Here is an 11792-nt window from a genome sequence, read left to right as displayed (position 1 = left end):
GCTTGGCACTTTTAGTTAATCGGTAGGTCTGGGTAACTAAAATGCCAAGCAGTCTAAATACTCTATTTAATGCGTTTAATATCTGCCCCTAAGCCGTTAAGCTTAGTTTCAATATGCTCGTATCCCCTGTCTAGATGGTAGATACGGTCAACGATAGTTTCTCCCTCCGCTACTAAACCTGCAATCACCAAGCTTGCAGAAGCACGTAAATCTGTTGCCATCACTTGTGCCCCTTTTAAACTTGATACGCCGTGGCACACAGCACTGTTTGTTTCTAAATCTATCTTGGCTCCCATACGCTGCAATTCAGGTACGTGCATAAAGCGATTTTCAAAGATATTTTCGGTGACGACGCCAGTGCCTTCAGCCACACAATTAAGTGCGACAAACTGAGCCTGCATATCAGTTGGAAAACCAGGGTGAGGTGCGGTTTTAATGTTCACGCTTTTAAGTGAATGGCCCTGCATATCAAGCTCAATCCAGTCTTCACCTGTGGTGATGACTGCGCCAGCCATCACGAGTTTGTCTAACACTGCATCTAAGGTGTCAGGGGCGGCGTTTTCGCAACGAATTTTGCCACCAGTTACGGCCGCAGCAATTAAAAATGTGCCTGTTTCAATACGATCGGGTAATACCGTATAACGGCAACCTTGCAAACGCTCTACGCCTTCAATGCGTATTTTGTCGCTGCCAGCATCTTTTACTTTAGCGCCCATGGCATTTAAGCAATTGGCCAAATCAACAATTTCAGGCTCTCTGGCGGCGTTCTCTAAGACGGTTTCACCGTGGGCCAAACATGCCGCCATCATTAGGTTTTCCGTGGCACCCACGCTTACCACATCCATAAATATGTTAGCACCCTTTAAGCGTCCATCCACTTTGGCGCGAATATAACCCGCTTCTACGTCGATTTGTGCTCCCATCTTCTCTAAGCCTTGCAAATGAAGGTTCACTGGCCGTGCTCCTATGGCGCAGCCACCAGGTAAGGAAACGTTTGCTTCGCCATATTTGGCTAGTAGTGGCCCCAATACTAAGATCGAAGCTCGCATGGTTTTAACTAAGTCATAAGATGCGTTGAAGTTATTAATTGAACTTGGATCGATTTCTACTGAATGGCCAGAAACACGTTTAGCATCAGCGCCTAATTCAGCCAGTAGGGCTAAGCTGGTATTGATATCTCTGAGTTCTGGTACGTTATCAAAATAGCAAGTGGAGTCGGCTAAGATACTTGACATTAAAATAGGTAATGCCGCGTTTTTCGCGCCGGAGATACGTACTGAGCCCTGTAGAGGCTTTGACGCTTTTATGAGTAGTTTGTCCATGGAATTGCTCTTATGAATTGTACACAGTGATAGATTGTAAAACAGGTGGAAAGCTGTGCTGAAATGCCAATTTACTGAGGCATATTAAGAAGACGTTCACGCTTCCATTGCTTTTCAGAAAAGGTTTTAATTGATATGGCATGCATGGTGCCCTGAGCAATAATGTCACTTAGCGGAGCGTATACAAATTGCTGTTTTTTTACTCGGCTCATTTCTTCAAATTGGTCGCTAACCGCAATAATCTGAAAGTGTGACCCGTCACCGCTAACATGAGCTTCTGCTAAGCCAAGTTTTTCAATTAATAACTGTTCGATTTCAGAGTTCTGCATTGGTTTCCCCAAGATTAAAATTAAACAGTTATTGTAACGGTAAAAAGGCCTCAACGTCGCTAATTTTAGCCAAATTTAGTAGGGTTTTTGGAGGATTAGCTATATGGAATTGAATATCCTGAGCCTTAGTATCGCGTATAAGGTTGATTAACCATGCAAGACCTGCGGTATCAATGTGCTCAATATTCGTTAAATCTAATACAAGTGGTTGATTGATCGACTTAGCACTCGTTAGTTGTTGCACACTGTTCGGCCAAAAATTAGGGATCGTTTCACGGTTAAGCTTTCCCCTAAGTGCAAAGCACTCAGGGGAATCTTTGAGATTTTCGACAGTGATTTGTGAAGTACTGGACTCACTCACTAATTTCTTCCTTTTTGGCTTGTTCCAGAGTAATTGGTTGAGCAATTTTCTCTTTCATAATATCGATGACTTTTTGAATGCCATCCTGGCGTAAAATTGATTCATATTCGCTCTGCTTGCTAGATAGCAAGCTAATACCTTCAGCGACCATATCGTAAGCTTTCCATTCATTCGTTTTGGTATTCTTACGTAATTTAAACGAAATCTTGATATCAGGACGACCAGGTTCTCTGACGACAGCACGAACGGTTGCCGTTTTATCTTCTGGGGTATCTTGCATCGGCTGGAATATTACGTCCTGGCCATTATAATAGGTCAAGGCTAAAGCGTAAGTCGTGATCAGGTACTCACGAAAGACTTGGATAAATTCAGGAATTTTCTCTTTTGGAACTGTTCTAAAATGCTTACCTAAGACCTTTAACGCTGCAAAGTTATAATCAATGTAAGGTAGAAGATCCTGTTCAATGATAGTGCGTAGTATTTCAGGGTCTTTCTGAATTTCAGCATGTTCGTCTTTGATTCTGGCGAACGTTTTAGTAGCCACATCTTCCAGTAGTTTATAAGGGTTAACTTCTTCGGCCGAGGCAACGCTGCTGAAAATTAAAATGACTGCGACGCTAAATATTCGTGTTAATTGCTTCATGGGGTATTTTAAGTCCAAAGTTTATAAATTTTAATCGTTCTTACTAAATAAGAACTGACCAATTAGGTCTTCTAGAACCAATGCTGATTTGGTATCTGATATGTAATCGCCTTCAGCAAGATCGGCGATACCGTCGATACTAAAACCGGGTTGAAAACCGACATACTGTTCACCGAGTAAGCCCGAGGTTAAAATCGACACTGAGCTTGTTTCTGGGAATTTAGTATATTTCTGGGAGATTTTTAGGGCGACAACAGGTGTATAGCCATCGGGGTCTAGGTTAATACTGTCGACGCGTCCGATTGTAACACCGCCCACTTTTACTGCCGAGCGAGCCTTAAGGCCGCCGATGTTGTCAAATTTTGCATATAAGGTATAAGAGTCCATGCTACCAGACATGCCCTGATTAACTACCTTAAGAGCTAATAGCAATCCGGCTGCTATTGTCAGTACCACAAACAAGCCAACCATAATTTCCACTTTCCGTGACGACATTACTTTTATACTCCTACTATATACCAAACATTAATGCGGTTAGGATAAAGTCTAGTCCTAACACTGCTAAAGATGAAAATACCACGGTTTCAGTGGTGGCTTTGCTTATCCCTTCTGATGTAGGGATAGAATCATATCCTTTAAATATTGCTATCCAGGTAATAACAAATGCAAATACGATAGTCTTGATAATGCCGTTAACTATGTCTTTATCCCAGTCGACACTAGACTGCATAATGGACCAATAGCTTCCTGCATCTACGCCTAACCAATCTACGCCGACAACATGCCCACCCAATATGCCTACTGCGCTAAATATTAGCGCTAACATTGGCATCGATATAATACCTGCCCATAAGCGAGGGGCAACAATTCGACGCAGCGGATCTACTGCCATCATTTCTAAACTACTTAACTGCTCAGTGGCTTTCATTAAGCCTATTTCTGCTGTCAGTGCAGAGCCAGCACGCCCAGCAAACAATAGAGCGGTAACAACAGGGCCTAATTCACGCAACAGTGAAAGTGCCACCATGGGTCCTAAGCTACCTTCCGCACCGTAATCGACTAAAATGGTATAGCCTTGTAGCGCCATAACCATACCGATGAACAATCCTGATACAATTATGATTAACAGTGACTGAACACCGACCACATATATCTGTTTTATGGTCAAAGGCGTATTTTTTATCAGTTGAGGTTTCGCGATAATCGCACCAACTAGCATTAAAAACGCACGCCCAAATGAACGAATTGTATCGATTGTATTATGCCCAATATCCGCCAACCACTGCATTTACTTCACTCCAAAAAAGGCGTTTTCAAGCTTGTCTGCCGGATAATGAAACGGCACTGGCCCATCTGCTTCACCGTTTAGAAATTGCTGCACAAGAGGGGAATCGCTTTGTTTAATTTGTTCAGGTGTACCACTGCCTATTACTTTCTTTTCAGCTAAAATATAAATGTAATCTGCAATCGTAAGTACTTCAGCAACATCATGCGTTACCACGATACTGGTCAGTTGAAGCGCGTCATTTAACGCTTTTATCAACTTTACCAATACACCCATTGAAATAGGATCTTGTCCACCAAAGGGTTCATCGTACATGATAAGTTCAGGGTCAAGAGCAATCGCTCTTGCTAGCGCTGCACGTCGCGCCATACCGCCAGACAACTCAGCCGGCATCAAGTGAGCTGCTCCCCGTAACCCGACAGCTTGTAATTTCAACAATACTATTGTTTTAATCACCGATTCGGACAACTTAGTATGTTCCCGTAATGGAAACGCAATATTGTCGTATACCGTCATGTCAGTAAACAATGCGCCGCTTTGAAATAGCATGCTCATTTGGCGTCTCACCGTAAATAGTCGGTTGCGACTCATGGCTTGTATCGACTCGCCCTTGAAGCGAATATCTCCGCTATCTGGTTTTAATTGACCGCCTATTAATCGCAACATAGTCGTTTTGCCTATGCCACTGGGCCCCATTATCGCCGTGGTTTTACCTTTCACTATGCGCATTGAGATATCATCATAGAGAACACGGCCACTGCGGGAGAACGTAAGGTTGTCTATTTCTAGCAAATTTTCCATTAAGACTGTTGTATTCCTGTTAGGTAAATCAAACACTTACTACGAAGGGCATATTAATTGCGAGCATTATACGTGTTTTCAAGAGCAAACCTCAAAGCCAAAAAGTAACAAGTTATATTCGTATTTTTCGAACATAGAAAGTAACAACGAATGACAGTATAAGGAATCATTATACTCAACCGTTACGTATAAGACCCGTATTGAATATTTATCGTTCAGTCTTATTTATAATTAGCGGGTTTATTTGTCACACAATGAATATGCAAAGGCAGTGCTTTTTGCGACAATTGGGTATTAGTTTAAAAGAAGTGAGTTTTCGTGATAGTTGAAGCGTTATTATTTTTGTTGTGGTTAGTAGTATTGAGTTGGGGTGCAGATAGATTCGTATACGGTTCGTCGGCACTCGCTCGAAATATGGGAATTTCTCCCATGGTCATCGGTTTAACAATAGTTGCGATGGGCTCTTCCGCTCCTGAAATTATGGTTTCGGCGACAGCTTCATTAAACGGCAATACAGACACCGCCATCGGCAACGCTATCGGTTCAAACATCACTAATATTGCCCTAGTTCTTGGCTTAACCGCGCTACTTAAACCTTTAACAGTCGCATCTACTACCCTGAAACGGGAAATGCCTGTTTTATTGGCCGTGTCGTTGTTGGCTACCTATTTTCTTGCTGATTTATATTTGTCGCTGAGTGAAGGCGTTGTGCTGTTCGTTTTATTCTTTTTCACCATCGGTGGACTCGCATGGATGTCTTTTAATATGGAGAAAGGCGACCCTCTGGAATCAGAAACAGATAATGAAGTGCCGTCCGACGTTCCCACTAAAAATGCGATTATTTGGTTGTTAGTTGGTTTGGTATTATTGCCATTAAGTGCTCATTTTATGGTTAATTCAGCCGTTGTGATTGCCCATCATTTCGGTTTAAGTGACTTGGTTATTGGTTTAACCATCATTGCAATTGGCACCAGTTTGCCTGAACTAGCGGCGAGTATTGCCGGAGTATTGAAGAACGAAGATGATTTAGCGCTGGGCAATATTATTGGTTCTAACATATTTAATATTTTGGCAGTAATGGCGATGCCAGGTTTAATATCACCCGGCCCCGTCGATCCCGACGCCGCGAGTCGAGATATTTACAGCATGTTAGGACTAACCTTTTTGTTAGTCATTTTTTGTTTTAATTTACGCGGTGCTGGGCGTATTAATCGCTTTGAAGCAATGATCTTTTTAGGCTGTTTTGTTGCTTATCAGTACTTCGTATTTAACCAAGGTTAATCCAGAATGAGTCAAGTAGATTACATTCAATCGGCCCTGCGCGTGCTTGAAATAGAAGGGCAGGCAATAGCACAACTTACTCAATACGTAGATGAGAATTTTGTCGCTGCATGTGAATTACTGAAAAATTGTAAAGGCAAAGTTGTGGTTTGTGGCATGGGAAAATCCGGTCATATCGGTCATAAGATTTCGGCAACGCTGGCCAGTACAGGCACCCCCGCCTTTTTCATGCACCCAGCAGAAGCCAATCATGGTGATTTAGGTATGTTGACTGAACAAGATGTTTTGTTGGCTATTTCTAACTCAGGTGAAACATCTGAACTGTTGGCGTTATTACCCGTGGTAAAACGTCGAGGTATTGAGATTATCGCTATGTCCAACAATCCGCTAAGCTCATTAGGCAGATATGCGGACGTCAACATATGTATCAAAGTTGAAAAAGAAGCCTGCTCTTTGGGGTTAGCCCCTACGGCGAGCACTACTGCTACACTCGTGATGGGAGATGCGCTAGCGGTAGCACTGCTCGATGCTAGAGGTTTCACGCCAGATGATTTTGCCTTGTCACATCCTGGCGGGTCTTTAGGACGTAAGCTTTTGCTCAAATTGGATGACATCATGTGTAAAGGAGATTTTTTACCCTTGGTCACAACAGACCAGACTATTAGCCAAGCGTTGCTCGAGATCTCTCGCAAGGGACTTGGTATGGCTGGTATTGTCGCTGAGGACGGACGACTGCTCGGTATCTTCACCGACGGTGATTTGCGCCGGGTGCTTGATGCGAGGGTTGATATTCATACCGTTCGTATTGAAAGCGTAATGACAGCAAACTGCATAACAGCTTCACAGAATACCCTCGCTGCTGAAGTATTGAATGTTATGCAAAAACGAAAAATTAGTTCGTTGTTTATTGTCGATGAACAAAATATGCCCGTTGGGGCGATAAATATGCAGACTCTATTGTCTGCAGGAGTGATTTAATGGGCGACATCAATACCCTATATGGAAACAAATCGTCGTCGTTGATGGACAAATTTTCGCGTATCAAGTTGCTGGCCTGCGATGTTGATGGTGTTTTTTCTGATGGTCGTATTTATATGGGCAACCAAGGCGAAGAACTTAAAGCGTTTCATACTCGCGATGGCTTTGGCGTGAAAGCATTACTGAATATCGGGGTTCATGTGGCTGTTATTACTGGTCGCGAATCTAAAATTGTCCATCAGCGAATGTCTGCTCTGGGTATCAAGCATATTATTCAAGGTTGTGAGCAAAAGTATGATGCTTTAGACGCTCTGCAAAAGCAGCTGAAAATCGGCAAAGAAGCAACCGTATCCATTGGGGATGATATGCCTGATATTGGCATGTTCAATCTGAGTCATATAGGTGTTGCTACTGCTGACGCCCACCCATTTGTGAAAAAACAGGCGTTATATGTTACACAGATTAATGGTGGTTTTGGTGCGGTTCGTGAAGTGTGTGATCTTATTTTACATGCCAAAGGTAAGCTACACAAAGTTACCGGAAGTAGTGTATGAATCGCCTCACACTCAGCATTGGCGGCTTGTTCCTGTTAGTCATTGCGACTAACTTACCTGACTGGTTAGCCGAAGAGGATATGATTCCACAAACCGAAACTGAGACCGCTTGGCAGCCTAATTATCAGGCTAGTGAGATGTTAAGCACGTTATTCGATAAAGATGGGCGTTTAAGTCATCAGGTGTTTGCGAGCAAAATGGAGCACTTTGAAATGCTTGGTTTCACGCTTTTTAAACAGCCGCAATACACCATATTTGTAGAATCACAGGCTTCTCCGTGGCAAGTGTCGGCTAAAGACGGTACCTTGTACGAAGATAACCGTATTCAATTAGAAAATAATGTTGAGATACGTAATCAGGACGAGCAAGGATTTGCTAGTACCATTCGTACTGACTTTATCGAAATAAATTTAATAGACAAAACCATGGAATCTGACCAACCCGTGCAAATATTCGGTCAGCACTATGTGATTAACAGCAACGGTCTTAAAGCCAATTTATCTACCCAACAATATGAGTTACTTGATCATGTGCAAACCATTTATCAACCTCGGCCTTAGCGTAGTTGCCATAGCAACATTGACGTTTTCCCCATTGAGCTTGGCCGGCAAAGAGGATTTTACACAAGCTATAAAAGTGGACTCGAAGTTTCAGTTTGGTGATGGAAAAACCAAAAAGTCTATTTTTCGTGAAGATGTGCATATCAATCAAGGCAGCTTGAATGTTTACGCAGATGAAGTGGAAGTCGATGCCAGCAAAGGCGAAGGAAACGAAGTGTTTATCGCGACTGGCAGCCCAGCCAAATACTCTCAGCAACAGGAACTCGGTGGTAGTATTGAAGCGTCGGCGAATAAGATAGAGTATCGTCGTGATTTACGCACCCTTACCCTAGAGGGAAATGCGCAATTAAAGCAAAATAATAGCAGTGTTAAAGGTGAGTCGATTACTTTTAATATGGAACTTGAGCAAATCGTTGCTCAAGGAGAAGGCGAAAATGAAGGTAATGGCCGAGTGATCACTATTTTTCAGCCTTCAAAAAAAGCGGCTTCTGACAACAAGAAAACGCCTCAAGAAAATAAGGCAAGCGACTTACCTGACCAACCTAAACAGGACGTAAATCCATAATGGCGACCTTAAGAGCCACTCACTTGGCTAAATCCTACAAGTCTCGGCAGGTTGTACGGGATGTAAGCCTTGAAGTTTCTACGGGCCAAATTGTGGGCTTGCTCGGTCCCAATGGCGCGGGTAAAACGACCACCTTCTACATGATAGTGGGACTTGTACCCCTAGACAAAGGCGAAATATGCATCGACCAGCAAGATCTTACCTTGCAACCAATGCATATGCGGGCACGTTTAGGGATTGGCTATTTGCCTCAAGAAGCTTCTATTTTTCGTAAGTTGACTGTGTATCAGAATTTAATGGCTATTTTGCAAACGCGCAAAGAGCTAACGACAGACCAAAGAGAGCAACAGGCAGATTCATTATTAGACGAATTCAATATTAATCATATTCGAAACAGCGCTGGTATGAGTTTGTCAGGCGGTGAACGCAGGCGCGTAGAAATAGCGCGTGCCCTTGCCGCTGACCCAGAATTTATTTTACTTGACGAGCCCTTTGCTGGTGTAGACCCTATTTCGGTTAATGATATCAAGAAAATTATTCAGCATTTACGTGATCGTGGCATTGGTGTTTTGATAACAGACCACAACGTAAGAGAGACACTCGATGTTTGTGAAAAGGCGTATATTGTCAGCCAAGGTGAATTGATTGCTTCCGGTACAGCCGAAGAAGTATTAAGTGATCAACGTGTAAGAGATGTATACCTAGGTGAACAATTCAGGCTATAGTTACTGTGAAACAGCCACTCTTTTTATCGAGATATTTATCAGGCGCTTGGTGAGACAAATACAGTCAAATTGAATCAACCACAGCATATAGATAGTTTGCAACGGACATAATAAAGAAGTAAATGAAACCCTCTTTACAATTAAAATTTAGTCAATCACTCACTATGACTCCGCAGTTGCAGCAGGCTATACGCTTGTTGCAGCTTTCTACGCTGGACTTACAGCTAGAAATTCAAGAAGCGTTGGATTCAAATCCGCTTTTGGAGATAGAAGAGCCTACTGACCAAGAATCTGGCGACAGTGCACTTAACGATAATTCGTTAGATCCTGCGTCTAAAGACAACAATGAGATCGTCGAAACTAGCAGCGATAATATTGATGCAAGTGAAGCCCTAGAAAAAAATGATATACCCGAAGATTTACCCATGGATACCACGTGGGATGAATACATCAGTGCGTCATCCGCTCCTGCATCAAGTATTTCGAGTGGGTCAGCAGGCGACGATGAGCAAATTTTTCAGGGGGAAACCACTGACAATATTCAAGATCACCTGCTATGGCAGATGCGCTTAACACATTTTAGCGATACTGATGTGGCGATAGCGACGGCCATTATTGACTCTATTGATGAGTCTGGTTATTTGACCATGAGTGTTGAAGACGTACTGACGAGTATGGATGATGAAGAGATAGAACTTGATGAAGTTGAATGCGTGCTAAAACGGATTCAGATGTTTGATCCTATCGGTTCAGGTTCTCGCACTCCGCAGGAGTGTTTATTGGTTCAGTTACGTCAGTTTGCGCCAGATACGCCTTGGTTAGAAGAAGCCAAAACACTGATCGGTGAGTATGCGGATTTACTGAGCAGTAAGGATTATCGGACGTTAATGCGTAAATCACGTTTAAAAGAAGATGATTTACGCGAAGTAATGCGCTTACTCAAGACATTAAACCCACGTCCAGGTAGCGCTTTGATAAAAGGCGAACCAGAATATGTAATACCTGATGTTTCGGTGAGCAAAAAGAATGGCCGCTGGACAGTCGAACTCAATCCCGACAGCTTGCCAAAGTTGAATGTAAATCAGCAGTATGCGGCCATGAGTCGTAAAGCAAAAAATACTAGTGACAGTCAATTTATTCGCTCACACATGCAAGAAGCCAAATGGTTTATTAAAAGTGTTGAGAGTCGCAACGATACGTTATTAAAAGTGTCAAACTGTATAGTGCAACAGCAAATGGGCTTTTTTGAACACGGTCCAGAAATGATGAAGCCTATGGTATTGAATGATGTAGCAGAAATGGTTGAGATGCATGAGTCGACTATTTCTCGTGTTACCACGCAAAAGTATATGCATACCCCTAGAGGTATTTTTGAGTTGAAGTATTTCTTCTCTAGCCATGTTGCTACCGAAACTGGCGGAGAATGTTCATCAACTGCAATACGTGCGTTGATTAAGAAATTGGTCGCGGCTGAAAAACCCAGTAAGCCGTTAAGCGACAGCAAGATTGCTCAATTGTTAGCTGATCAAGGCATTATGGTTGCTAGGCGAACGATAGCAAAATACCGGGAATCTCTTATGATACCCCCGTCGAACCAACGAAAAAGCCTATTGTAGGCTGATTAAAGAAGGAAGAGGCGTTATGCAAATTAATATTACTGGTCACCATGTGGATGTTACCGATTCACTTAAAGATTATGTTGATACTAAATTTACCAAGCTAGAGCGGCACTTCGATCAAATTAACAATGTTCACGTCATTCTCAATGTAGAAAAGCTGAACCAAAAAGCTGAAGCTACGATACATTTGAATGGAGCAGATGTTTTTGCAACCATGGAACACAGCGATATGTACGCCGCGATAGACGGGCTAATAGATAAGCTCGATCGCCAAGTCATTAAGCATAAAGAGAAAGTTAAGCGCCATTAACCCATCAGGTAAATAATGGAAATTTCAAGTATTCTTCACCCTGACTGCGTTTTATGCGCAGTTCAGGGTTCTAGCAAAAAACGCATCTTAGAGCTCATCAGTCAGGTGGCCTCTCAGCACCTTGTTGAGATAGACCAAGCCACTATTTTGGCCAGCTTAAGTAGTAGAGAAAAGGTGGGCTGTACAGGAATTGGTGGTGGTATTGCGTTGCCCCATGGCCGTATAAAAGGTCTTGAGTCTACCTTAGCTGTGCTGGTGACTTGTCAACCTCCGGTTCAATACGATGCTATCGATAATATGCCTGTGGACATATTTTTCGCGATATTGGTGCCTGAAGAGAAGGCCAACGAGCATTTACAAACCTTATCCGCGATCGCCAAAAAATTCAGTGATAAAGATGTCTTGAAGGAATTGCGTAGCGCGACTACTGACCAAGCACTATTTCAGGTACTCAGTTGA

Annotated in this window: 16 protein-coding genes; 9 read left to right on the top strand and 7 right to left on the bottom strand. The window is 42.7% G+C overall.

All coding sequences use genetic code 11. The features are described 5' to 3' along the window. Positions 1 to 62 precede the first annotated feature (62 nt). From murA to GQR89_RS18140, 7 genes are all read right to left on the bottom strand, one after another. The gene (gene murA, locus GQR89_RS18170) at positions 63 to 1322 is read right to left on the bottom strand and encodes a UDP-N-acetylglucosamine 1-carboxyvinyltransferase (RefSeq protein WP_158771356.1); all 1260 of its coding nucleotides are present in this window, start codon (positions 1320 to 1322) and stop codon (positions 63 to 65) included. Between the two features lie 71 nt (positions 1323 to 1393). Continuing rightward, on the bottom strand, positions 1394 to 1651 hold the full coding sequence (locus GQR89_RS18165; protein ID WP_158771355.1) for a BolA family protein: 258 nt from the start codon (positions 1649 to 1651) through the stop codon (positions 1394 to 1396). Positions 1652 to 1679: 28 nt separating this feature from the next. Beyond that, positions 1680 to 2012: a lipid asymmetry maintenance protein MlaB gene (locus tag GQR89_RS18160; protein WP_158771354.1), complete on the bottom strand. Its 333-nt coding sequence runs from the start codon at positions 2010 to 2012 to the stop codon at positions 1680 to 1682. Further along, the gene (locus tag GQR89_RS18155; RefSeq protein WP_158771353.1) at positions 2005 to 2655 is read right to left on the bottom strand and encodes a phospholipid-binding protein MlaC; all 651 of its coding nucleotides are present in this window, start codon (positions 2653 to 2655) and stop codon (positions 2005 to 2007) included. The genes GQR89_RS18160 and GQR89_RS18155 overlap by 8 nt, the downstream gene beginning before the upstream one ends. 30 nt (positions 2656 to 2685) lie before the next feature. Further along, a complete protein-coding gene (gene mlaD / locus GQR89_RS18150; RefSeq protein WP_158771352.1) occupies positions 2686 to 3150 on the bottom strand; it encodes an outer membrane lipid asymmetry maintenance protein MlaD in 465 nt (154 codons plus the stop codon). A gap of 16 nt (positions 3151 to 3166) precedes the next feature. Further along, complete coding sequence (gene mlaE, locus GQR89_RS18145; RefSeq protein WP_158771351.1) at positions 3167 to 3943, bottom strand: lipid asymmetry maintenance ABC transporter permease subunit MlaE; 777 nt, start codon at positions 3941 to 3943, stop codon at positions 3167 to 3169. Further along, positions 3944 to 4741 (bottom strand): ATP-binding cassette domain-containing protein, encoded by a 798-nt coding sequence (locus GQR89_RS18140; protein WP_158771350.1) that lies wholly within the window; start codon positions 4739 to 4741, stop codon positions 3944 to 3946. Positions 4742 to 5059: 318 nt separating this feature from the next. Here GQR89_RS18140 and GQR89_RS18135 point away from each other — a divergent pair, with 318 nt between their 5' ends. The 9 genes from GQR89_RS18135 (at position 5060) to ptsN (ending at position 11792) form a co-directional block, all read left to right on the top strand. After that, a complete protein-coding gene (locus tag GQR89_RS18135) occupies positions 5060 to 6022 on the top strand; it encodes a calcium/sodium antiporter (protein WP_158771349.1) in 963 nt (320 codons plus the stop codon). Between the two features lie 6 nt (positions 6023 to 6028). Continuing rightward, positions 6029 to 7000 carry a KpsF/GutQ family sugar-phosphate isomerase gene (locus GQR89_RS18130; protein WP_158771348.1) on the top strand — a complete coding sequence of 324 codons (972 nt, stop codon included), beginning with the start codon at positions 6029 to 6031 and terminating at the stop codon, positions 6998 to 7000. Further along, positions 7000 to 7554 (top strand): 3-deoxy-manno-octulosonate-8-phosphatase KdsC, encoded by a 555-nt coding sequence (gene kdsC / locus GQR89_RS18125; protein ID WP_158771347.1) that lies wholly within the window; start codon positions 7000 to 7002, stop codon positions 7552 to 7554. Before GQR89_RS18130 ends, kdsC begins: the two co-directional genes overlap by 1 nt. After that, positions 7551 to 8114: an LPS export ABC transporter periplasmic protein LptC gene (gene lptC, locus GQR89_RS18120; protein WP_158771346.1), complete on the top strand. Its 564-nt coding sequence runs from the start codon at positions 7551 to 7553 to the stop codon at positions 8112 to 8114. The genes kdsC and lptC overlap by 4 nt, the downstream gene beginning before the upstream one ends. A gap of 40 nt (positions 8115 to 8154) precedes the next feature. Continuing rightward, positions 8155 to 8679, top strand: coding sequence for a lipopolysaccharide transport periplasmic protein LptA (gene lptA / locus GQR89_RS18115; protein ID WP_158772318.1), 525 nt, complete (start codon positions 8155 to 8157; stop codon positions 8677 to 8679). Beyond that, complete coding sequence (lptB, locus tag GQR89_RS18110) at positions 8679 to 9404, top strand: LPS export ABC transporter ATP-binding protein (protein ID WP_158771345.1); 726 nt, start codon at positions 8679 to 8681, stop codon at positions 9402 to 9404. The genes lptA and lptB overlap by 1 nt, the downstream gene beginning before the upstream one ends. Before the next feature lie 122 nt (positions 9405 to 9526). Further along, positions 9527 to 11020, top strand: coding sequence for an RNA polymerase factor sigma-54 (locus GQR89_RS18105; RefSeq protein ID WP_158771344.1), 1494 nt, complete (start codon positions 9527 to 9529; stop codon positions 11018 to 11020). A gap of 25 nt (positions 11021 to 11045) precedes the next feature. After that, a complete protein-coding gene (hpf, locus tag GQR89_RS18100; protein ID WP_158771343.1) occupies positions 11046 to 11333 on the top strand; it encodes a ribosome hibernation promoting factor in 288 nt (95 codons plus the stop codon). 15 nt (positions 11334 to 11348) lie between these two features. Beyond that, positions 11349 to 11792 (top strand): PTS IIA-like nitrogen regulatory protein PtsN, encoded by a 444-nt coding sequence (gene ptsN / locus GQR89_RS18095; protein WP_158771342.1) that lies wholly within the window; start codon positions 11349 to 11351, stop codon positions 11790 to 11792.

This window comes from Paraglaciecola sp. L1A13, assembly GCF_009796745.1.
In the GTDB taxonomy this organism is placed as follows: domain Bacteria; phylum Pseudomonadota; class Gammaproteobacteria; order Enterobacterales; family Alteromonadaceae; genus Paraglaciecola.
This window is presented reverse-complemented; position numbering and strand designations above follow the sequence as displayed.